Source organism: Pseudomonas sp. GW456-L12, from assembly GCF_059424045.1.
This window is the reverse complement of sequence record NZ_JBWKZA010000011.1, coordinates 78811-101054: the sequence shown is the minus strand read 5'-3', so window position 1 is coordinate 101054 and position 22244 is coordinate 78811. Positions and strand designations below refer to the sequence as shown.

Genomic DNA, 22244 nt, shown 5'->3' with positions numbered 1-22244 from the left:
CTGCCATGACCCCGGTTTCCAGCCAGACACACGCCCTTTCGATCAACCCCGCCACGGGCGAGCAGATCGCCCATTACCCCTATGAATCCGCCGAGGCGCTGGACGCCGCCCTCGCCCGCGCCGCCGCGGCCGCCGCCCAGTGGCGCCGCACCGGCCTGGAACAGCGCTCGGCCCTGCTGCTGGCCCTGGCCAAGGCTCTGCGCGACAACGGCGAAACCCTGGCCCGCAGCATCACCCTGGAAATGGGCAAGCCAATCGCCCAGGCCCGCGGCGAGATCGAGAAATGCGCCCAGCTCTGCGAGTGGTACGCCGCCGAAGGCCCGGCGATGCTCGCCCCCGAGCCGGCCGCGGTGCCGAGCGGCAAGGCGCGCATCGAGTACCGGCCGCTGGGCCCGATCCTCGCGGTGATGCCGTGGAACTTCCCGATCTGGCAGGTGCTGCGCGGCGCGGTGCCGGCGCTGATCGCCGGCAATACCTATGTGCTCAAGCATGCGCCGAACGTCATGGGTAGCGCCTACCTGCTGCTGGAAGCCTTCCAGCGCGCCGGTTTCCCCCAGGGCGTGTTCGAGGTGATCAACGTCACCGCGGACGGCGTCTCCCGGGCCATCGCCGATCCGCGGATCGCCGCCGTGACCCTGACTGGCAGCGTGCGCGCCGGCATCGCCATCGGCGCCCAGGCCGGCGCGGCCCTGAAGAAATGCGTGCTGGAACTCGGCGGTTCCGACCCCTTTATCGTGCTCAACGACGCCGACCTGGACGCCGCCGTGCAGGCCGCGGTCATCGGCCGCTACCAGAATACCGGGCAAGTCTGCGCCGCCGCCAAGCGCCTGATCGTCGAGCAAGGGGTGGTCGAGGCCTTCACCGAGAAGTTCGTCGCCGCCACTCGCCAGCTGGTAGTCGGCGATCCGCTGGCCGACGCCACCTACATCGGCCCCATGGCGCGCTTCGATCTGCGCGACGAACTGGACGAACAAGTGCAGGCCACCTTGAGCGAAGGCGCGACCCTGCTGCTGGGCGGCGCCAAGGCCGAGGGTCCGGGCAACTTCTACCTGCCGACGGTGCTGGCCGGCGTCACCGACCGGATGACCTCGTTCAAGCAGGAACTGTTCGGCCCCGTGGCCTCGATCATCAGTGCCCGGGATGCCCGACACGCCCTGGAACTGGCCAACGACAGCGAATTCGGCCTGGCCTCGACTATTTACACCCGGGATGTCGCCCTGGCCGAACGCCTGACCGCCGAGCTGGAAACCGGCGGCGTGTTCATCAACGGCTATTGCGCCAGCGATCCGCGGGTGACCTTCGGCGGCGTGAAGAAAAGCGGCTTCGGCCGTGAGCTGTCGCACTTCGGCGTCCGCGAATTCTGCAACGCGCAGACGGTGTGGCTGGACCGCAACTGATCCCCCACCCCCGACACTGTAGGAGCGAGCTTGCTCGCGATGATCGCCAACGATGACGTGAATCCAGCCGATACGCGCGGCGTTCTCAGGCTCATCGCGGGCAAGCCTCGCTCCTACAGTGGGTCTCCTGTTCCTTCAGCCACCCGTCGTGTCACGGTCAGCGGCGGTCATCGGACAGTGGCGTCGGTTCGTTCGGTGCCGGCAGATCGGGGATCATTGGCCGTTCCCTGTCATCGTCACGCCGCTTATCGCGTTCGGCATCGCCGTTGACGTTGGGATCGATCACCGGGTCGTGCCGGCGAGCCGGTTGCAGAGGGTCAGGTTCAGGAGTGCGGGGCTCGCTGGGGTCATGCATCGACTGGGACATGGTGCACCTCACGGCAGGCCCGGTGAATCCAGGCCCTACTCCGTTAGGCAGCGGGCCGGGCCAGGGGGTGCAAGGCAATGGATGAGCGGTCGCCCGGCCCTCCTGGCCAGACACCTGCTCAGCGAAACTTTCGCCGCCACCCGGGCTCAATCGTAGAGCCAGGTCACGCACCGTGGCCCACACCGGGAGGCCGTCCGATGACCGAGCACATCGTGCATTTTCACTGCCAGATCGACCAGGGCACCACCGAACGCTTTCGCGACAGTTGCCTGGAAGCCATCGAACAAGGCGCCACCTCGCTGCTGCTGAATCTTTCCACCACCGGCGGCAGCACCAACTTCGGCTTCACCCTCTACACCTTTCTCAAATCGCTGCCGGTGCCGCTGTGCGCGATCAACGCCGGCAACATCGAGTCCATGGGCATCATCATGTTTCTCGCCGCCAACCGGCGCATCACCGCGCCGCATTCGCGCTTTCTGATCCATCCGATGAACTGGTACTTCAGCCAGAGCTCGGTGGATCACCAGCGCCTGCGCGAATACCTCTCCAGCCTGGACAACGACCTGGCGCGCTACGTGAAAATCTACGAGCTGGAAACCGCCGACGCGGCGACCCAGCTGGACATCTTCAAATGCCTGTCGGCCGAGGAAAAGGTCATCGCCGCCCATGAGTCGCTGGCCTACGGCATCGCCCACGAGGTGCGCCAGGTGGTCTTCGCCGACGACGTCAGGCACTGGAAAGTCTCGGGCGGCTGACCCTGTTGCCCCGGGCGAGCAGGCGGCCCCGTCGCTGCGCCAAGGCCTCAACCGGACTTTTCGTTGTCCTGTTCCGGGGTTTCGTTGCCCGGCTCCGTGGCGCCCGGTTCGGGTTCGGGGCGATTGGCCGGGCTCCTGGCGAGCGGTTTCTCATCCCTGGACGCGGCCCGCCCGGGGTAGCCGGGCAACCCGTGGGCATCCTGCGGTTCCAGCGGTTCGGGGGCGCACGTGCGATCGTTCTGCGGATCGTTGCGCGGATCAACGGGCTGGCGAGTCATAAGCACCTCCATATCGGTCCGGACGGCATTGCCTGTTCTTGTTCGATACCGGCCCGCGCCCCGGGTGCGAAGCACTGGACGAATGGCCATGGCGCCTGCCGTACGGCTCTCCGGTGGAACGTCCGGGCCTGGCGGGCGTCTTCAGCTTGAGGACCCGCCGCTTCGAGCTGTCGAGGGTTCCTGCCTTGTACGTCCGCGCTCATGAGGATCTGTCCATGCCTGTCGTCCCGAGCCCGTTCATGATCGCCGCGCCGCTGGCCGGGCCTGCCAACACTCAAGGCAGCCTCGCTGCGCGCGACCCGAGGCCGGCATGACCTTCATTGCCTGGGTCGCAGTCCTGGGCGCGGTGCTGCTGATCCTCGCGCTGACCTCCTCCTACCTGCGCTGGATGCCCGTGACCACCTCGGTGGTCTGCCTGGCGCTGGGGATCGCCATCGGCCCCGTCGGCCTGGGCCTGCTGCAACTGGACATCCACCAGGCCGCGGGCTGGATGGAACACCTGACCGAAGTGGCGGTGCTGTTCTCGCTGTTCGTCAGCGGCCTCAAGCTCAGGTTGCCGCTCAACAGCCGCAGCTGGCGCATCGCGTTCGGCCTGGCCGGGCCGGTGATGCTGCTGTCGATCGCCGGGGTCGGCCTGCTGCTCCACTACGCCTTGCACATGCCCTGGGGACTGGCGCTGCTGATCGGTGCGATCCTCGCCCCGACCGACCCGGTGCTGGCGACCCTGGTCCAGGTCAGCGATGCCCAGGACTACGACCGGGTGCGCTTCGGCCTGTCCGGCGAGGCCGGGCTGAACGACGGCGTGGCGTTTCCCTTCGTGATCCTCGGCCTGCTGCTGACCCGCCAGGGCAACGACCCCGGCGCCTGGCTCGGCGACTGGGCCTTGTTCAGCCTGCTCTGGGCGGTACCCGCGGGGCTGCTCAGCGGCTACTGGATGGGCCGCGGCCTCGGCCACCTGACCCTGCACCTGCGCATCAAGCACGCCGACAGCACGGTCTCGCCGAACGACTACCTGACCTTCGCCCTGATCGCCCTGGCCTATGTGGTGGCGGAACTGATCCACGGCTACGGTTTTCTCGCGGTGTTCGCCGCCGCCCTGGGGTTGCGCCAGGCCGAGGTGCACTCCAGCGACCATGCCCGGGCGCCGGCCGAACACCTGGTGCAACCGGTGGTCGGCCATCAGCACGTCGATCCGGCGCAGGCGGTGCATGGCGACGTCGAGGCCCTGCAGGAGAGCCAGGTCGCGGCGGGCATCATGCTCGGCGACATGCTGGCCTTCGGCGGCCTGGTGGAACGGGCCATGGAAGTGTTCCTGGTGACCCTGCTCGGCGTGGTGCTGGTCGCCCATTGGGAGTGGCATGCGCTGACTGTCGGCGCCCTGCTGTTCCTGCTGATCCGCCCGCTCAGCGTCTTGCTGATCCCCTGGGGCCGCCTGCTCGACGACCGCCAGCGCCTGCTGCTCGGCTGGTTCGGCATCCGCGGCATCGGTAGCCTCTATTACCTGTTCTATGCCCTCAACCACGGCCTCGACCCGGCGCTGGCCGACGCCAGCAGCAACCTCACCCTGTCGGTGGTGGCCTTGAGCATCCTGGCCCACGGCCTGAGCACCCAACCGATGCTCGCCCGCTACGAACGCAATAAGAAACGCCGGCGCCATCCCGACCGGGCACCGGGATAAGCCAACAGAATGCAGGGCGCCTGGAGATTGTCAGCACCCGGCGAGCTAAACCGGTCAGCGGCACGTCCTGAGGCTGGACGGCGTTTGTCTCACCGCTTGCGCCAGCGCCTCGATCAACTGCAACTGGGTGTAGGGCTTGGGCACCCGCGGCAAGGCCGCGGCCAGCCCCTCCAGGCGCTGGGCGTAACCGCTGGCGAGAATGATCGGCAGGTCCGGGCGCAGCTCGCGCACGGCGCTCGCCAGTTGCCCGCCGTCCATCACCGGCATCGCCAGGTCGGTGATCATCAGGTCGATCGCCGGGTATTCGGCGAAACGTTGCAGCGCCTGGGCGCCGGACATCGCGCAGAGCACCTGGTGCCCGAGGTCTTCGAGCAGCAGTGTGGTGCTGGTCAGCACCAGGCTGTCGTCGTCGACCACCAGCACGCACAGAGGCTGCTGCTGCGAGTCCGGAGCCGGCAAACGAGGCGGGACGACGGGGGTCGCCTGGCTCGCCAGGGGCAACCACAACTCGGCGGTGGTGCCCTGCCCCTTGAGGCTCTTGAGGATCAGCCGGCCCCCCAATTGCTCGGCCAGGCCATGCACCATCGACAAGCCAAGCCCCGTGCCCTTGCCCACGCCCTTGGTGGTAAAAAACGGATCGGCGGCCAGGGCCAGAGTCTGCTCGTCCATGCCTTCGCCGCTGTCGATCACGCACAGGCGCACATAACGCTCATGGGGCAGGTTGACGCCGGCGGCCTGGCCGCTGTCGCACAGATCGGCCTTGAACACGAGGGTGCCACCGCCCGGCATCGCATCGCGGGCATTGGTCGCCAGGTTGAGCACTGCCAACTCCAGCTGGTTGACGTCGGCTAGCACTGTCGGCAGGGATTCGGGCAGCTCGGTGAGGATGGTCACCTGGGGGCCCAGCGAGCTGCCGAGCAAGCCACTGAGGTTGGTCATCAACTGCGTCAGGGCCACGGGCTCGGTCTTGAGTTCCTGGCGCCGGGCAAAGGCCAGCATGCGCTGGGTCAGCGACACCCCACGCTCGGCGCCGACCACCGCATTGTCCAGCAGGCGCGAGAGTTTCGGGTCGTCGCCGATGCGTTTGCGCGCCAGCTCCAGGTTGCCCAGAATCACCGTCAGCAGGTTGTTGAAGTCATGGGCGATGCCGCCGCTGAGCTGACCGATGGCTTGCAGTTTCTGCGCCTGGAACAGCGCCTCGCGGGCACTTTCCAGGGCCTTCTGGGCCTCGACCGTCTCGCTGATATCGCGGGTGACCTTGGCGAACCCCAACAGCTCACCGGCATCGCCACGGATCGGATCGATGATCACATGGGCGAGGAACTGCGTACCGTCCTTGCGTACCCGCCAGCCCTGCTTCTCGAAACGGCCTTCGCGGGTGGCGATTTCCAGGGCCCGCTGGGGCACGCCGTCGAGGCGATCCTGCTCGGTGTAGAAGCGCGAGAAATGCTCGCCGATGATTTCCTGCGGCAGGTAGCCCTTGATCCGCTGCGCGCCGAGGTTCCAGCTGCTGACCCGACCGTCGGGGTCGAGCATATAGATGGCGTAGTCGGTGACGCTCTGCACCAGCAGGCGAAACTGCTGCTCGCTCTGCTTGAGGGTTTCTTCGGCGATCTTACGCTCGGTCAGGTCCCGGGTGATCTTGGCGAAACCCAGCAGCTGCCCGCTGGAATCGCGGATCGGGTCGATCACCACATGGCACCAGAAGCGCGTACCGTCTTTGCGCACCCGCCAACCCTCGCCCTCGAAACGCCCCTCGGTGAGCGCGGTATGCAACGCGCGCTCCGGCAGCCCGGCCTGGCGGTCTTCGGGGGTGTAGAAACAGGAAAAGTGCGCGCCGAGGATTTCCGCTTCCTGGTAGCCCTTGAACCGCCTGGCGCCGGCATTCCAGCTGGTGACGATGCCCTGGGGATCGAGCATGTAGATCGCGTAGTCGACCACCGCTTCGACCAGCAAGCGAAAACGGTCCTCGTCCAGAACTCTGCGCGGCTGATCAGCCATATCGGTCTCCGCCAGGCTATTTTTATGCATTCTTTTGCATGGGCCAGTAGGGTCGATTGTCTGGCCATCGGCACGCGGCCAACGCAAGTGCGGCCAGCCAGCCGGTAAATGCCGCGCGTCGCTCAGTCAGACCGCTAGGCCCCCGGTCCTCCAATTGAACATACAACTGGATCCCGCAGGCCCTATAAACCGACTTCATGTTGGACAACTGCCCGCGGGCAATCGATCCCCCGCCACTCGTCGTCCCGCAAGAAACTTTTTCAAACTTTCGTTTGCGGTTGTGTTTCCCAATCTTGCGAGGTGTCAAATCGCTCACTATCGAGGATTGAAAAAATGGCTACCAGCGGAAAAAACCCACTCATGGGCAACAAGGACACTCAAAAGCCCTCCCCGGCCGGCAAGAAATCCGGCGGCCAGGGCTCGGGGGGCAACATCCCCGTCGATCGGCAAAAAGCCCCTGACGCAGGCAAGAAAGGCGGCACCCAAGGCTCCGGCGGCGGTACCCGCAAAGCCTGATCCACAACGCCGGAGTGTCGTCCCTGACGCACTCCGGCTTTTTTTGCCCGGACCGCCCATGCCACCGGCCTGCCCGCGCCGGTTGTCGTCGAGCGCGACCGGCTATGCTTGCACCACGGTGAAACCACGTTAGCCAGCCTTCGATGAAAAGCGACGCATGAAAATAGGCCTGATCTCCGACACCCACGGTTTGCTCCGTCCCGGCGCGCTGGCGGCGCTGCAGGGCTGCGCGCATATCCTGCATGCCGGTGATATCGGCGACCCGCAGATGCTCGCCACCCTCGGACACCTGGCGCCGGTGACTGCGGTATTCGGCAATGTCGATCAGCCCCATGACTGGGCCCGGGCACTGCCCCATCACGTCACCGTGCAGCTCGATGGCGTCGACCTGCTGCTCTGCCATGTCCTGGCCGAGGTGCCGAAACCTCTGCCGCCGGGCGTGCGGGTGGTGGTCACCGGCCACTCCCACCGGCCGCTGCAGTTCTGGCAGGACGATGTGCTCTACATCAACCCGGGCAGCGCCGGGCCAAGGCGCTTCAAGTTGCCGGTCAGCCTGGCCTGCCTGACCATCGAGGCCGGCCAGATCGAAGGCCGGTTGATCGAACTGACGGTCTAGCGGTCTGGCTGTCTAGCGGCTTGGCCCGGGCCCGGGCATGACCGGCTATCGGAGCGCGCCCATCGGCCGGGCTTTGCAGGGTCCACACTTAATCCAGCGATTGGCGGCGTTCATGACGAAAGCCGCGCGAAGCCACTTGGCCGGGCCGCGTTGCGCCCTCGAGCAGAAGATTCCGTACCCGGCCCCGCGCCCCCGAGAAGGTGGCGCGCAAGGATGGCCGAGGGCGCGCAATGCGCAGGAGAAAAGCGATGACCTTTTATGTCGTGGCCCGCCTCGACCAGTTGCCCGAAGACCGCGGCACCCGGGTCCAGGTCGGCGCCGAAGCCGTGCTGCTGGTTCGCACCGGCGATCAGGTCCGGGCCTACCAGGCCGATTGCCCCCACGCCGGGGCGCCACTGGAACAGGGCGCGGTGTATCAGGGGCGACTGATCTGCCCCTGGCACAAGGGCGCCTTTGCCTGTGACAGCGGGCTGGTCTGCGAGCCGCCTCCGCTGGCGAGCCTCAAGCGCTACAAAGTCGACATCCGCCATGACAACCGGGTCTGGGTTGCCGACCAGCCCATGGCCGAACCCGCCCCTCCACGGCAGGCCGACTCGCGCCGGCTGCTGGTGATCGGCGCCGGGGCCGCCGGGGCAGCCGCGGTAGCGACCCTGCGGGCCAAGGGTTACACCCGGAACCTGACCTGGATCGACAAGCAAGCGCGACCCGCCTATGACCGCACCGCCTTGAGCAAATACGTGCTGGCCGGCGAAATGCCGCCGGCGGAGGTTCCGCCCCTGCTCGAGCCGGAGTTTTATCGCAAGGCCGATCTACAGGTGCTGCAGACCGAGGTCCTGCGCCTCGACCCGGGACGGCGGCAGATCCTGTTGGCCAACGGCCAGCGCCTGGACTACGACGCTGCGCTCCTGGCCACCGGCGCCGAGCCGCGCCTGCCGGCCATCGAAGGCGCCGACCTGCCGGGGGTGTTCATGCTGCGCTCGCGGGAGGATGCCGCGCGCCTGCTGGAACAGGCCCTCCCCGGTAAACGCGTGGCGATCGTCGGCGACAGCTTTATCGGCCTGGAAGCCGCCTCGGCCCTGCGCAAACGCGGGCTGATGGTGCACCTGATCGGTCGCCATCCGGTACCGCTGCAACACCAGTTGGGCGAACGCATCGGCAGCGCCATACGAGCCCTGCACGAACGACACGGGGTGATCTACCACGCCGGTTGCGAAGCCCGGGCCCTGGTCGGCGAGGGCCAGGTGCAACAGGTGGTCCTCGACAACGACCAGCGCATCGCCGTCGACCTGGTGCTGTTCGGCATCGGCGTCAGCCCTGCCACGGCCTTCGTCGAAGGCCTCGACCGGGCCGAGGACGGTTCGCTCAAGGCCGATGCCGGCCTGGCCGTGGCCGATGGCCTGTGGGCAGCCGGCGACCTCGTGAGTTACCCCTGCGACGGCCGCTCGCAGCGCATCGAACACTGGCGCGTGGCCCAGCAGCAAGGCCAGCTCGCCGCCTGCAATATGCTCGGCGAACAGCTGAGTTTCAGCGTGGTGCCCTTCTTCTGGACCTATTTCTACGACCAGACCTTCGAGGTGCTCGGCCATGCCCGCCGGTGGAACCAGATCGTCTTCGAGGGCGAGCCGGAGCAGTACCGCTTTATCGCCCTGCTGTGCTTCAACGAACAGGTGGAGTCGGTGGTCGCCTGCGAGTACCCGCGGGCCATGGCCCTGTTGTCGCAGCGCATGCAACGGCCGCTGTCGCGCAGCGAGGCCCTGGAGCTGATCCATGGCACGCCGGAATAACCTTGACCCGCGCCCATCCACGCGCTGCCGACAACCACTCGGCAGCGCCATGGAACCCCGGGTAAAAGGCGATTCTCCAAATTCAGGCAAGGTCTCGATAGCTCGGCCAGCGGCCGAGGCACCCGGTGCAAGGTGAATACCCATGGGCTCAGGTGTCTTGCCGTGGCCGGCCCTATGCAGGATTAAGGAGGACGATGCATCCATGAGCAGGACAGAACGAATCAACCGGGAGCTGGCGAACAACGCCCGGCTGTTTGCCGAAGCCGACCGCCTGGATGTCCAGGCCTATGAGCTGCTTAACACCGACCATGTCGACGACGACCGCCTGGCCCTGTTCAGCAGCGCCAAGCAGCGGGCCAACGAAAAGTACCTGGAAGCGCGCAACGACTGGCTGCGCATCAAGCAGTTGATGGACGGCACCGACTGAAGCCCCCCGCGCCGGCGGGAAGATCCGGGATGCTGGGTTTGCGGTCGCTGCGTCGGAATGCCGCCCAAACCGAGCGCAGCCTCGCAGGCTCGGCAGCGGCTACAGGAACCGCGTTGCCTGTGTAGCCGCTGCCGCAGGCTGCGCACGACCGCGCAGCGGGCGCTGGACCGGACACCGCGTTTTTCCAGGCAGACCACGGACTCAGGCTTTGCGGCAACTGCGTTGCCGTACGCAGCCTCGCGGGCTCGGCAGCGGCTACATCGCCCCCTGTCGTCAGGTCGCTAGCGGGCGTTTGCGCAGTTGTTCCAGCAGAGCCTGGAGTGGATGCTGCAGGCCCTGCCCCTCCTGGCGCTTGACCTGGCTGCGGCAGGAATAACCGTCGGCCAGCAGCCGGCCGCCCTGGCCGTGACGGGCCACCAGCGGCTGCCAGGACTGCTGGTAGATCACCTGCGAAGTCGCCAGGTTGCGGGCTTCGTGGCCGTAGGTACCGGACATGCCGCAGCAACCGCTGGCCAGCACTTGCAGCTTCAGGCCCATCCGCGCGAACACCTGTTGCCACAGGCCGATGCTGCCCGGCTCGTTGGTCTTCTCGGTGCAGTGCGCAAGGAACTGATAGGGCTCGGCCTCGGCGGTCGGGTTCGCTTCGGCCAATGCCTCACTAGGTGCTGCAGGCAACACCCGGGCCAGCCATTCCTGCGGCAGCAGCACCTCGGGCGCCTGAGCCGCCCCCAGGGTCTTGCGGTATTCCTGGCGGTAGACCAGGGTCATCGCCGGATCGAGGCCGACCATGGGCACGCCGCTGGCTTGCAGTTGCAGCAGCGACTGCGCGTTGTAGCGCGCGGCCCGGGCAAAGGCGCCGAGGAAGCCCTGGACCTGCAAGGGCTTGCCGTTTGGCGCGAACGGCGCGAGGTAGATCTGGAAGCCCAGGCGCTCGATCAGCTCCAGCCACTCGGCCGCCAGCGGCGTCTCGAAGAACCGGGTAAAGGCGTCCTGCACCAGAATCACGCTGCGTTCGCGCTGTTCGGCAGACAGCGCCGCCAGTTGCGCGGCGTTGGCCATGCGCACGTTGCGCCGGCGGCACACCGCCTGGAAATCCAGGGTGCTGAGCAACGGGCTGTCGACCATCCCCGCCAGGTGCTGGAGCGCCCGGCTCACCGGCGCCGCGCCGATCAGCGCGTTGTACAGCCGTGGCAGGCGCGCCAGATAGGGAACGCTGAACTCCAGGGAGCCGATCAGGTAGTCCTTCAGCGGGCGCAGGTAACGGCCGTGGTACAGCTCGAGGAAGCGCGAGCGGAACTCCGGCACATTGACCTTGACCGGGCACTGCCCCGCGCAGGACTTGCACGCCAGGCAACCGGCCATGGCGTCGTACACCTCATGGGAGAAGTCCTCGCGCCCGCCCAGCCGCGCCGCGCTGTTGTAGACGCGCCGGGCCAGGTTGGAAAGCCGCGCGCCACCGCCGTTCAGCACGTCCACCCCCTGCTCGCCCTGCAGGCGCAGCCACTCGCGGATCAGCGAGGCGCGGCCCTTGGGCGAATGAATGCGGTTGCGGGTGGCCTTCCACGACGGGCACATGGCGTCGTCCGGGTCAAAGTTGTAACAGGCGCCGTTGCCGTTGCAATGCAGGGCGCTGTCATAGCTCTGCCAGACGCGCTCGTCGATGGTGCAGTCGAGTTCGCCGCGCAGCACCACTTCATCGACCTGGGTCAGGCGCGCTTCCGGCACCGAGGCCGGGGTGGCGATCTTGCCGGGGTTGAGCTGGTTGAACGGGTCGAACGCGGCCTTCAGGGCCTGCAGCGACGGATAGAGTTCACCGAAATAGTCCGGCACGTACTGCGAGCGCAGGCCCTTGCCGTGCTCGCCCCACAACAGACCGCCGTGCTTGTGGGTCAACGCCGCCACCGCATCGGAGATCGGCCGGATCAACGCCGCCTGCTTGGGGTCCTTCATGTCGAGGATCGGCCGCACGTGCAGCACGCCGGCATCGACATGGCCGAACATGCCGTATTGCAGGCCGTAGCCATCGAGCAGCGCACGGAACTCGAGGATGTAGTCCGCCAGGTTCTCCGGCGGCACCGCGGTGTCTTCGACAAAGGGCTGCGGCCGCGCCTCGCCCTGGACGTTACCCAGCAGGCCCACCGCGCGCTTGCGCATGGCGTACACCTGGTTCACCGCCTGGGCGCCGATGGCCAGGGTGTGGCCCAGGCGCAGCACCGAGCTGTCCTGCTGCAGGTGGCGGACAAAGGCGTCGACCCGCTGCTCCAGCTCTTCCTGGTCGTCGCCGCTGAACTCGATCAGGTTGATGCCCAGGGTCGGGGCGTCCGCCTGCTCGGGGAAATACCGCGCCACGCCGTGCCAGACGATGTCCTGCATGGCCAGCATCAGCACCTTGGAGTCCACCGTCTCGATCGACAGCGGCTTCAGCGCCATCAGCGCCTTGGCATCGCGCAGCGCATCCATGAAGCCGGCGTAGCGCACGTTGACCAGGATCGAGTGCCGGGGAATCGGCAGCACATTCAGCCGCGCCTCGACGATAAAGCCCAGGGAGCCCTCGGAACCGCAGAGCACGCTGTTGAGGTTGAATTGCTCCGGACTCTCGCGCAGGTGCGCCAGGTCATAACCGGTCAGGCAGCGATTGAGCTTGGGAAAGATCGCCTCGATCAGCTCGGCCTGGTGGTCGGCGATGTCCTGGGCGCAGCGGTAGACCTCGCCGATGCGATCGGTCCGCGCCGCCTCGTCGGTCAACTGGCGGTTGTCGATCGGCGCGCTGTCCAGGCGGGTGCCGCCCAGCAGCACGGTGCTCAGCGCCAGTACGTGATCGCGGGTCTTGCCATAGGTGCAGCTGCCCTGCCCGCTGGCGTCGGTGTTGATCATGCCGCCGACGGTGGCGCGGTTGGAGGTCGACAGCTCCGGGGCGAAGAACAGGCCGTGGGGCTTGAGGGCGGCGTTGAGCTGGTCCTTGACCACCCCGCTCTGCACCCGCACCCAGCGTTCCTCGACGTTGATCTCGAGGATCTGGTTCATGTGCCGCGACAGGTCGACCACGATGCCGTCGGTCAGCGACTGGCCGTTGGTGCCGGTGCCGCCGCCACGGGGAGTGAGCACCACCGCGCGATGTTCCGGGCTCGCCGCCAGCCGCGCCAGGCGTTCCACGTCCGCGACATCCCGGGGGAAAACCGCGGCCTGCGGCAGCCGCTGGTAGATCGAGTTATCGGTGGCCAGCACCGTGCGCAGGCCCAGGTCACGGGCGATCTCGCCACGAAAACCGTCGGCGGCCAGGGCGTCGAGGAAGCTTTGGTAGTGGGCCAGCGGGTCGCGTTCGGGGGCAAGCAGAGCAATCATCAAAATGGTTTCCAGGCAGAGAAAAGGCGCAGCGGTGCATGCAAAACACGTATGCTTGCACGCAGCCCGAGGGGCGGCGGCCAGCCGAAAAAGCCTATTTTCCTAAAGCCTTGCACCTTGGGCAAATGTATTTCATGTGCTTTTTCCATGAGTTTTATGAATGAACCCGAGACGTCTCACTCCGTCGATGTCGGTGCTGGTGGCCTTCGAGGCCGCGGCGCGGCATGGCAGCTTCACCAAGGCCGCCGAAGAACTGGCGCTGACCCAGAGCGCCGTCAGCCGCCAGGTCCAGGCCCTGGAGTCGCTGCTGGAAGTGCCGCTGTTCAGCCGTGACGGCCGGCATATCGAGCTGACCGCCGCCGGCGCCCTGTATCACCACGAACTGGCCGCGGCCCTGGCGCGGATCCGCAACGCCACCTTGCAGACCATCGCCCACAAGGCCGGCGGCGGCCCGTTGCACCTGGCGGTGTTGCCGACCTTCGGCTCGAAATGGCTGCTGCCGCGCATGCATGACTTTTACACCAGCCACCCGGGCACCCTGGTGCATATCCATTCGCGGATCGTCACCAGCGACCTGTCGAAGGACACCGCCGACATGCACGCCATCATCTGCGCCGGCACCGGCCACTGGCCCGGCTACGAAGCCCATCGGCTGCTCTCGGAAAAGCTCACGGTGGTGGCCAGCCCCAAGGCCTTGCCCGAGCACGCTTCGATGTCCGTCGGCGACGTGGCCGGGCAGTTGCTGTTGAATGTGGTGTCGCGTCCCGATGCCTGGCCCGAATGGTTCGAGCAGAACGGCTTGCATCCGCGGGCGATGCGCATGGGCCCGGGGTTCGAGTTGACCGCGCATCTGATCCAGGCGGTGGTCGCCGGCATCGGCATCGGCCTGGTGCCGCGCATCCTGGTGCAGGACGAGATCCACAGCGGCGAGCTGGTGGCGCTGTTCGAGCCGGTGGACAGCGGCCGCGGCTATTACCTGGCCTACCCCAGCCGCTATCAGCACCTGCCGTCGTTGCAGGCGTTCAGCCGCTGGCTGCTGTCGATCCCCTTTCCCGACAGCTGACAGTCCCTTCGCTCAGTCGTACTCGGCCTCCTCATGCTCGCCCAGCAACCGCCGCTGGCGCGCCGAGGCCGCGGCCAGCACCTCGGGATTGAAACGCCAGTGCAGGTACGGCGAAAACTTCTGCGCCACCATGCGCCGGCCATAGTGCACCTGCAGCAGGTAGCGGATGCGTTCGGCGCTGCTGTTCTCGCTGCCGGCATGCCACAGCTCGCTGCGAAACATCAGCGCGTCGCCGGCCTGGCACAGCACGGCCTGGGCAGTTTGGCCATGCCAATGTTCCTCGCCGGCCCGTGGCGGCCGCCCGGCTCGATGACTGCCCGGCACCACGCGGGTCGGGCACAGGTCCTGGTCGATATCGTCCAGGTACAGGTGGCAGGTACAGATCTGCATCGGCAGCACGAAGGCCGGATCGCGGAGCAGGCTGCGGGGCAGCTGCAGCGCCAGGTAATCCAGGTGCAACCCTATCCCCTGGAACCCCGGATGACAGCGCCAGGCGGTCTGGCCGATGACATGGCAATCGTCACCCAGCGCCGCTTCGGCCAGCTCGATCACCCCCGGCAGGTCGAGAAACGCCAGCCACAGCGGGTCGCGGTTGAACACGCATTTGTAGTGTTCGAGCAAGCCGCTGTAGTCCCAATGCAGGGGCTTGAGGCCGTCGATAGCGCGGCGCAGCAGCTGGATCTGCAACCCGTCGAGCACTCCGGGCAGCAGCACAAAACCCTCACTGTGCAAGGCCCGCAGACGCTCGGCGGTCAGTGCTGGCGGGGGCTGGACGTGGGTCATGGCGGCTAGTCGATGGGGCCGATATTGATCAGCCGGTCGCTGCCCAGCCCCGGCACCCTGGCCAGCACCCCGACCGGCGTGGCGGCGGAAAACTCGATGACATAGCCCATGCCACTGCCGTCCTCTTCCATGGCCACCACCCAGCGCGCCACTTCGTCGGGGTTCAGGCTCAGCGCCCGCGCCACCCGGCGCTGACGGCGTTCCTCGAGCGTTTCGTCCAGGGAGTCGTCGTTCATCTGGCTCAACCTCCGGCGGATAGCAGCCCCTCCGGGCCTGGTGCGGCCCTTACAACGGCTGTGAAAATCATTGTGGGCAAAAGTTGAATCCCGCTCCGTGCGCCGTGACGAACGGCAGCGTTTAGCGCCAGAAACGGATCGCCGGTTTTATCGCCGGCCCACAAGCGAGTTTTCTTTCGAGCGTTTCAGAAAGGGCCTAAAGCGCCGCGCCAGGATGGCCCCCTAGCATTCGTGGCCTATCCAGAAGCCGGGGCCGCTCATGCATCTACTGATTTGCGCTTACTGACATGCGCTTGTTGAAAGCCTCCGACCGGCAGGCATGGAATGCGCACGATCCGTATTTCGCCGAAACCCGGGTGCGCATGGCCCTGCAACGCAACAGGTCAAGCCTTGAAGGGTTGGACGAGCTGTTGCGCGAGCACTACAGCATCCACAGCGACCGGGAGATTCTGGCCGCCGTCAGAAACGGCGACTGGGTGCTGGTCACCGACAGTTCCGCCGCCACAGCCAGCGGCAGCCTGCTCTGCCCCGCGCCCGAACCGCAGCCGGTCTACCTTCGGCCAGACCCGTGGCCCGATCCCGTTCCTCGCACCGACCTGGTCTTCGCCAAGTCCATCAGCAGCGTCCCCTGGGGCACCACCCAGGCCGGCAGCGCCAGCGAGCCCGCGGGCAATTTCGGCAAGACCATGCTGATGGCCTCCTCGGCCACCGAGGCCGGGCTCGGCAGGGTCGCCGGCGAACGGCTCCTCAGGAGCTTCGCCTGGTCAGTGCAGATGGCCGGCACCGCGGCCAGGACCCTCGGAGGCCCGGCGGGACAGGTGCTGCTCCTGGCCATGACCCCGACCCGGCTTGGCGACGATTCCTTCTACAGCGAAGAACAACTGCGCGAGCTGCGCGCCGCCACCACCCGGGTGCGCTTCCAGTTCCGCCGCGACAGCCAGGGCCCGCTGCAAATCCATGGCATCCACACCAGCGCCCAGTCGGGCCAGGACAGCGTCCCGGTGATCAAGGCCCACTGGAACGCCGACAAAAACGCCATGCAGGCCCACCTCGGCACGCTCACCATCACCTGGACACCGCACAACGGCCCAGTGGTCACCGCCCCGACCCCCTACCCGGGGGTGACCGACGAACTGGCCAACCTCATGGTCCACCCCATCGCCGAAGGCGGCGACAGCCAACTCCAGGGCGCGCCAATCGATGAACTCAAGGTCGAAGACTGCATCATCACCTTCCCGATCGGCAGCGGCCTCCGCTCGCTGTACCTGGTCTTCGCCAAGCCCCTGGTCAACCCGCTGGAAGTCGGCCCGGCGAATGACCTTTCCAGTAGAAGCGCCAAGGATGGGTTGGATATTGATCACATACCGTCGCAGAAGGCGTTGGAAGCTTTTTGAAAGCAAACGATCCACATATACAAGGTGAAGATATTCAAGACAATTTACGCAAAGCCCCGAGCATCGCGATCCCGCGAAAAGTTCACCAAAAATACAGTGCGACGTATGGCGGTAGAAACACCAAGGCCCGGCAGGTCGAGGATGCCTCTGACCTGCGTGCAGCCGTAGATACTAATCTCGACGCTATGAAACCTTATCTGCTGGACGAAGGCTTTACCGAAGAACAGATCGAAACGGCACGCACCCACCTGCATAATCTCCACCAAGAACAGGGTTGGTACTGATATGAACGCAGCAACAATTGATGACTTGGTTAAAAGTCTCGGCCGTACCTATCCCGAAATGATTGCCTCCGGAATGTATCTTCCAGGTGGACCGCCTAAAGGTATTTTCGAGGACAGTGACACCTTGGCAATGTCACCTGAGCCTGGAATCGAATTAGGTTTTTGGGCTAAGAGTCAGCGCTTTGAAATGCTGTTCATCAGCTTGCTGGAAAGCTTCCAAGGGAAGTCCCTCTACAAGGGAAGCCTACCCTACCAACTTAAAAGTCAAATGAATCAGGGGTGGATAAGGTCTCGCTTTGGAGAGCCACTGGAGTCAAAAGCACCTTTCAAAATGCCCATACGGGGCATGACGGGAGGGTGGGACATTTATCGCTTTCCGAGCATTCCCAAAGGAACACAGGTGGTTTTTAAATACAGCGCCAGAATGGAAGTTGAAACGATAGTGTTCGAGCTGAACGAAAGATCACACGCTTAAATGATCGATGACTTGGTTAAATGCCTTGGCCGCACCTACCCCGAAATGATTGCCTCAGGAATGTATCTCCCAGGAGGACCACCAAAGGGCATCTTTGATGACAGCGACAGGGTGACAGTGTCGCCGGAGCCAGGGGTCGAATTGGGTTTTTGGGCCAGCACTCAACGTTTTGAAAACCTGTTCATTACCTTTCTTGAGGGTTTTGAAGGAGAACCCATATACCGAGGGAGTCTTCCCTACCAGCTCAAAACCAAGATGAATCAGACCTGGGTTAAATCTCAATATGGCGAGCCGCTGGAATCAGGAGCGCCTTATAGAGTGCCTATCTCCGGCATGACGGGCGGCTGGGATACCTATCGTTTACCAGGCATGTCCAAGAGCATCCACGTGTTGTTCAAGTACACCGTCGACATGGAAGTGGAAGGCATCGTCTTCAGGCTGAACGAAAGATCACAGGCTTAGTTCTGCTGGGACAATGCTGGTCTTTGGTATGAACGCCGTATCCCCTCCGGGAAGGTTTTTCAGCTGAGCAGGATGCGAAATTACAAGCCAAGAGGAAGATGGCATGACAGTAGATAAAGCCTGTCCGGTAGTGCTACGGAGCAGTGAAACGCTAGAAATCTTGGCGTTTGAGCATCCGCTGGCAGGTCTGCAACTGGTCAAGGGTAGCGTGGAACCCGGAGAGTCAACCGAGATGGCCGCTGCCCGAGAGCTGGTCGAGGAAGCCGGGATTCAAGGCAAGGTGGTACGAGATTTGGGGGCGTGGCGCTCGCCTATAACCGGACAGATGTGGGCATTCCATGAGTGCCATGTCGCGCAGGACCTCCCTGATACCTGGGTTCATCATACTGAGGATGATGGAGGGCATGAGTTCAGGTTTTTCTGGCATCCATTAATGAGTGAGCCCTCTGAAGCCTGGCATCAAATGTACAAAGATGCCTTGGGGTTCATAAGACTTAGTCTCGCAAAAGCACTCATGGAGAATTGACACTCAATCCGGCCATCTCACTCACCCGCCCCCTCCCCTCAATGCCCGCGAATATAGTGCTCCAACTGCCGAATCAGGTCCGCCTGCTCGACAATCGCTTCCTTCACCAAATCACCAATCGACAGCAGCCCGATCAGTTGCTCGCCGTCCAGCACCGGCAGGTGGCGCAGGTGGCTGTCGGTCATCACGGCCATGCAGCGTTCGATGCTGTGCTGGCTGTCGGCGGTGACCACGGGGGCGCTCATGATGGCGCGGACCGGGGTGCCTACCGATGAGCGGCCTTGCAGCACCACCTTGCGCGCATAGTCGCGTTCGCTGATGACGCCGACCACCTGCCCGGCTTCCATCACCGGCAATGCGCCGACGTTTTTCTGCGCCATCATCTGCAGTGCTTCGAGCACCATCTGGTCCGGGCCGATGCTGTGCACCTGGCGGTGTTCCACGGCCTTCAACTTCAGCAACTGAGCAGCGGTTTTCATGGGCGTCTCCGATACCTTGAGCAACAGGGGTTCCGGCCCCGCGCCACAAGGCGCGGAGTCAGGCATGGATCTGGGTTGCGCGCGGCTTAGCGCACGCCGATTTCCACCACGTCGCCACGCAGCCGCGCCGGCCAGGTGCGCAGACGTTGCTCCGGGTATTCCAGGCAGGTGCCGTCGGCCAGGCGGAAGTGCTGCTTGTACAGGGGCGAGGCGATCACCAGCTCATCCTTGATGCAGCCCACCAGGCCACGCCCGATCACGTTGGCGCCGGACTGCGGGTCGTGGTTGTCGATGGCGTAGAGGGTCTGCTGCGCGGCATCCGGCAGGTAGATCAGCGCCACCTGGGCGCCGTCGTGCCAGACCACCACGCCGCTGTGGCTGACCAGGTCCTGGCGGCTGCACACCGCCTGCCACTGCACGCCGGGCTGCTCGGCGAATCCACTTTCGATAGGTTGCAGGCTTGGCGACAGGCTCATCAGAGCACCTCCTCGGTGACAGGGATCAGGTTGAGTTCGGCGGCCATGATCGGCCGGCGCTGGCCGCGTTCCTCGACAAAATGAATGTCCGGGTCCGGGCGCTGGTCGTTGACGAAGGTGCGGAAGCGCTTGAGTTTTTCCGGGTCCTTGAGGGCGTTGGCCCATTCGCATTCGTAGCGGTCCACCACCAGCTGCATCTGCGCTTCCAGCTCGGCGCCAAGGCCCAGGCTGTCGTCGATCACCACCGCCTTGAGGTAATCCAGGCCGCCCTCCAGGCTTTCGCGCCACACCGAGGTGCGTTGCAGGCGGTCGGCGGTGCGGATGTAGAACATCAGGAAGCGGTCGATGTAGCGGATCAGCGTCTGGTCGTCGAGGTCGGTGGCGAACAGTTCGGCGTGGCGCGGACGCATGCCGCCGTTGCCGCAGACATACAGGTTCCAGCCGTTCTCGGTGGCGATCACGCCGACGTCCTTGCTCTGCGCCTCGGCGCATTCGCGGGTGCAGCCGGACACCGCGAACTTCAGCTTGTGCGGCGAGCGCAGGCCCTTGTAGCGGTCCTCGATCTCCAGGGCCATGCGCACGCTGTCCTGCACGCCGTAGCGGCACCAGGTGCTGCCCACGCAGGACTTCACGGTACGGGTCGACTTGCCGTAGGCATGCCCGGTCTCGAAACCGGCCGCGATCAGCTCGGCCCAGATATCCGGCAGCTGGTGCAACTGGGCGCCGAACAGGTCGATGCGCTGGCCGCCGGTGATCTTGGTGTAGAGCTCGTATTTCTTCGCCACCTGGCCGATCACGATCAGCTTGTCGGCAGTGATCTCGCCACCGGCGATGCGCGGCACCACCGAGTAGGTGCCGTTCTTCTGCATGTTGGCCATGAAGGTGTCGTTGGTGTCCTGCAGCGGCACCAGGGAGCGGTCCATGATCGGCTGGTTCCAGCACGAGGCGAGGATCGAGCCCACCGCGGGCTTGCAAATATCGCAACCGATGTGGCCACTACCGTGCTTGGCGAGCATCTCGTCGAAACTGAGGATGCCCTCCACTCGCACCAGCGCGTACAGCTCCTGGCGGGTGTAGGCGAAATGTTCGCACAGGCTCTTGTCGACGCTGACGCCACGGGCGATCAGCTCGTGCTCGAACACCTGCTTGAGCAGGCCGGCGCAACCGCCGCAACCGGTGCAGGCCTTGGTCCGGACCTTGAGCTGGCCGAGCTCGGAACAGCCGCCGTCGATGGCCGAGCAGATCGCGCCCTTGGTCACGTTGTGGCAGGAGCAGACCGTGGCCGATTCGGGCAAGGCGCCCGGGCCGAGGGTCGGCGCGCCGGCGCTGGACGGCAGGATCAGGCTGGCCGGTTCGGCGGGCAAGGCGATGCCGTTCTGCATGTATTGCAGCAAGGTGTCGTAGTAACTGTTGTCACCCACCAGCACGGCGCCGAGCACCTGCTTGCCGCTGGCATCCACCACCAGGCGCCGGTAGCTGGCCGTGGCCTCGTCGATGAACTGGTAGCTGCGCGCGCCCGGAGTCAGGCCCTGGGCGTCGCCGATGGAGCCGACATCGACCCCCAGCAGCTTGAGCTTGGTCGACATGTCCGCGCCCATGAAGGGCTCGCCCGGCTCGCCGCACAGTTGCGCGGCGACGCTGCGGGCCATCTGGTAACCCGGGGCCACCAGGCCGAAGATGCTGCCGTTCCAGCTGGCGCACTCGCCAATCGCGTAGATGTGCGGGTCGCCACTCAGGCACTGGTTGTCCACCATCACGCCGCCACGCGGGCCGATCTCCAGGGCGCAGTCGCGGGCCAGGGCATCCTGGGCGCGAATCCCGGCGGAGAACACGATCAGGTCGGTTTCGAGGAAGTCGTCGCCGGCGAAGTTCATCCGGTAGCGGTACTGCTCGCCGGCGCTGATCGACTGGGTGCCCTTGCCCAGGTGCACGCCGACGCCCAGGGCTTCGATCCGCGCCTTCAACGCGCGACCGCCCTGCTCGTCCAGCTGCACCGGCATCAGCCGCGGCGCGAATTCCACCACATGGGCTTCCAGGCCCAGGCTCTTCAAAGCGTTGGCTGCCTCCAGGCCGAGCAGCCCGCCGCCCACCACCACGCCGCGCCGGGCATTGGCGGCCGCGGCGCGGATGGCGTCGAGGTCTTGCAGGGTGCGATAGACCAGGCGCGAGTCGTCTGCGGCGCCGTCGATCGGCGGCACGAAGGGATAGGACCCGGTGGCCAGCACCAGCTTGTCGTAATGCACCGGGCCGGCGGCGGTGATGACCTGGCGGTGCTCGCGGTCAATGCGCAGCACCGCCACCCCCAGGTGCAGGGTCAGGCCCGTGGCCTGGTACAGCGCGGCATCGCCCAGGGCCAGGGATTCGGCGTCGCGACCGGTGAAATACTCGGACAGGTGCACCCGGTCGTAGGCGCGCATCGGTTCTTCGCTGAAGACGTGCAGGCGGTACTGCTCGAGGGCGCCGCGCGCCACCAGCTGTTCGACGCAATGATGTCCGACCATGCCGTTGCCGATCACGATCAGGGTTTTGTGTGTGTTCAAAGGGGCAACAATGGCATTCATAAATAGCACCCGACCCAAGCCAATCACGGTTTTTTTTTAAGCAAAAAAAAGCGCCTGAAACCTCACGGTTCCAGGCGCCTTTGCCTGTTATTTGCGGTGTGCGATCGGGCTGCTGTGCCTGACTCACCGAGTGCCCATGGCCGGTTGGCCGATCGATCCGCGTTGACCGAGGGGGCGGCCCGCCCGCGACATGCGCGGTGGGGCGTTAGCGGCTGTCTTGCAGCCTTTGTGCCAGGCTGCGCCGCACGCCTTGAAAGGCCATGCTGGCGGGGTTGCGCGGTCATTCTGCAAGGCTCCCGGATAGCCTACCCTGGGCCTGGAATCGCCTTAGCCTGGTGCAAGGC

General features: G+C 65.4%; 22 protein-coding genes. 13 read left to right on the top strand and 9 right to left on the bottom strand.

The annotated features are described in order from the left end of the window. The first annotated feature begins 5 nt into the window (after nt 1-5). Nucleotides 6-1397, top strand: coding sequence for an aldehyde dehydrogenase family protein (locus tag AC07Y9_RS16275; RefSeq protein WP_102679760.1), 1392 nt, complete (start codon nt 6-8; stop codon nt 1395-1397). Between the two features lie 157 nt (nt 1398-1554). Here AC07Y9_RS16275 and AC07Y9_RS16270 read toward each other — a convergent pair whose 3' ends face one another. Beyond that, nucleotides 1555-1764 carry a hypothetical protein gene (locus AC07Y9_RS16270; RefSeq protein WP_053261281.1) on the bottom strand — a complete coding sequence of 70 codons (210 nt, stop codon included), beginning with the start codon at nt 1762-1764 and terminating at the stop codon, nt 1555-1557. A gap of 197 nt (nt 1765-1961) precedes the next feature. Here AC07Y9_RS16270 and AC07Y9_RS16265 point away from each other — a divergent pair, with 197 nt between their 5' ends. Next, the gene (locus AC07Y9_RS16265; protein ID WP_007925475.1) at nt 1962-2519 is read left to right on the top strand and encodes an ATP-dependent Clp protease proteolytic subunit; all 558 of its coding nucleotides are present in this window, start codon (nt 1962-1964) and stop codon (nt 2517-2519) included. A 47-nt stretch (nt 2520-2566) separates the two neighbouring features. On the opposite strand, the gene AC07Y9_RS16260 is transcribed toward AC07Y9_RS16265, so the two are convergent. Then, entirely contained in the window at nt 2567-2797 is a 231-nt protein-coding gene (locus tag AC07Y9_RS16260) for a hypothetical protein (RefSeq protein ID WP_102679761.1), read from the bottom strand. A gap of 310 nt (nt 2798-3107) precedes the next feature. Here AC07Y9_RS16260 and AC07Y9_RS16255 point away from each other — a divergent pair, with 310 nt between their 5' ends. Then, complete coding sequence (locus AC07Y9_RS16255) at nt 3108-4475, top strand: cation:proton antiporter (protein WP_102679763.1); 1368 nt, start codon at nt 3108-3110, stop codon at nt 4473-4475. Between the two features lie 54 nt (nt 4476-4529). Here AC07Y9_RS16255 and AC07Y9_RS16250 read toward each other — a convergent pair whose 3' ends face one another. Beyond that, the gene (locus tag AC07Y9_RS16250; RefSeq protein ID WP_102679798.1) at nt 4530-6476 is read right to left on the bottom strand and encodes a hybrid sensor histidine kinase/response regulator; all 1947 of its coding nucleotides are present in this window, start codon (nt 6474-6476) and stop codon (nt 4530-4532) included. 333 nt (nt 6477-6809) lie between these two features. Between AC07Y9_RS16250 and AC07Y9_RS16245 the strand changes: the two genes are divergently transcribed. From AC07Y9_RS16245 to AC07Y9_RS16230, 4 genes are all read left to right on the top strand, one after another. After that, nucleotides 6810-6992: a hypothetical protein gene (locus AC07Y9_RS16245; protein ID WP_146021869.1), complete on the top strand. Its 183-nt coding sequence runs from the start codon at nt 6810-6812 to the stop codon at nt 6990-6992. A 157-nt stretch (nt 6993-7149) separates the two neighbouring features. Next, entirely contained in the window at nt 7150-7608 is a 459-nt protein-coding gene (locus AC07Y9_RS16240) for a metallophosphoesterase family protein (protein ID WP_102679764.1), read from the top strand. Nucleotides 7609-7856: 248 nt separating this feature from the next. Next, nucleotides 7857-9392: an FAD-dependent oxidoreductase gene (locus tag AC07Y9_RS16235; RefSeq protein WP_102679765.1), complete on the top strand. Its 1536-nt coding sequence runs from the start codon at nt 7857-7859 to the stop codon at nt 9390-9392. A 202-nt stretch (nt 9393-9594) separates the two neighbouring features. Next, a complete protein-coding gene (locus AC07Y9_RS16230) occupies nt 9595-9819 on the top strand; it encodes a hypothetical protein (RefSeq protein WP_007925467.1) in 225 nt (74 codons plus the stop codon). Nucleotides 9820-10092: 273 nt separating this feature from the next. On the opposite strand, the gene ydiJ is transcribed toward AC07Y9_RS16230, so the two are convergent. Continuing rightward, a complete protein-coding gene (gene ydiJ, locus AC07Y9_RS16225; protein WP_102679766.1) occupies nt 10093-13161 on the bottom strand; it encodes a D-2-hydroxyglutarate dehydrogenase YdiJ in 3069 nt (1022 codons plus the stop codon). A gap of 160 nt (nt 13162-13321) precedes the next feature. Between ydiJ and AC07Y9_RS16220 the strand changes: the two genes are divergently transcribed. Then, nucleotides 13322-14224, top strand: a complete 903-nt coding sequence (locus tag AC07Y9_RS16220) for a LysR substrate-binding domain-containing protein (RefSeq protein ID WP_102679767.1) — start codon at nt 13322-13324, stop codon at nt 14222-14224. Between the two features lie 12 nt (nt 14225-14236). Here the strand turns inward: AC07Y9_RS16220 and AC07Y9_RS16215 are convergent, their stop codons facing one another. Further along, nucleotides 14237-15007 (bottom strand): phytanoyl-CoA dioxygenase family protein, encoded by a 771-nt coding sequence (locus AC07Y9_RS16215; protein WP_102679768.1) that lies wholly within the window; start codon nt 15005-15007, stop codon nt 14237-14239. A gap of 5 nt (nt 15008-15012) precedes the next feature. After that, nucleotides 15013-15243: a hypothetical protein gene (locus tag AC07Y9_RS16210; RefSeq protein ID WP_007925461.1), complete on the bottom strand. Its 231-nt coding sequence runs from the start codon at nt 15241-15243 to the stop codon at nt 15013-15015. A gap of 287 nt (nt 15244-15530) precedes the next feature. Here AC07Y9_RS16210 and AC07Y9_RS16205 point away from each other — a divergent pair, with 287 nt between their 5' ends. The 5 genes from AC07Y9_RS16205 to AC07Y9_RS16185 all read left to right on the top strand — a co-directional run bounded on the left by AC07Y9_RS16205 (nt 15531) and on the right by AC07Y9_RS16185 (nt 18384). After that, nucleotides 15531-16637: an S-type pyocin domain-containing protein gene (locus AC07Y9_RS16205; RefSeq protein WP_256580939.1), complete on the top strand. Its 1107-nt coding sequence runs from the start codon at nt 15531-15533 to the stop codon at nt 16635-16637. Next, complete coding sequence (locus AC07Y9_RS16200) at nt 16634-16921, top strand: hypothetical protein (protein ID WP_256580940.1); 288 nt, start codon at nt 16634-16636, stop codon at nt 16919-16921. Before AC07Y9_RS16205 ends, AC07Y9_RS16200 begins: the two co-directional genes overlap by 4 nt. Before the next feature lies 1 nt (nt 16922). Further along, the gene (locus tag AC07Y9_RS16195) at nt 16923-17396 is read left to right on the top strand and encodes a DUF6392 family protein (protein WP_102679769.1); all 474 of its coding nucleotides are present in this window, start codon (nt 16923-16925) and stop codon (nt 17394-17396) included. Then, nucleotides 17397-17858, top strand: a complete 462-nt coding sequence (locus AC07Y9_RS16190) for a DUF6392 family protein (protein WP_102679770.1) — start codon at nt 17397-17399, stop codon at nt 17856-17858. Between the two features lie 103 nt (nt 17859-17961). Next, the gene (locus AC07Y9_RS16185; RefSeq protein WP_102679771.1) at nt 17962-18384 is read left to right on the top strand and encodes an NUDIX hydrolase; all 423 of its coding nucleotides are present in this window, start codon (nt 17962-17964) and stop codon (nt 18382-18384) included. Nucleotides 18385-18422: 38 nt separating this feature from the next. On the opposite strand, the gene AC07Y9_RS16180 is transcribed toward AC07Y9_RS16185, so the two are convergent. The 3 genes from AC07Y9_RS16180 to nirB form a co-directional block, all read right to left on the bottom strand. Next, nucleotides 18423-18863, bottom strand: a complete 441-nt coding sequence (locus AC07Y9_RS16180) for a CBS domain-containing protein (protein ID WP_102679772.1) — start codon at nt 18861-18863, stop codon at nt 18423-18425. Nucleotides 18864-18949: 86 nt separating this feature from the next. Then, nucleotides 18950-19339 (bottom strand): nitrite reductase small subunit NirD, encoded by a 390-nt coding sequence (gene nirD, locus AC07Y9_RS16175; RefSeq protein WP_025808817.1) that lies wholly within the window; start codon nt 19337-19339, stop codon nt 18950-18952. Next, nucleotides 19339-21900 (bottom strand): nitrite reductase large subunit NirB, encoded by a 2562-nt coding sequence (nirB, locus tag AC07Y9_RS16170; RefSeq protein ID WP_102679773.1) that lies wholly within the window; start codon nt 21898-21900, stop codon nt 19339-19341. The genes nirD and nirB overlap by 1 nt, the downstream gene beginning before the upstream one ends. Nucleotides 21901-22244: the final 344 nt, after the last annotated feature.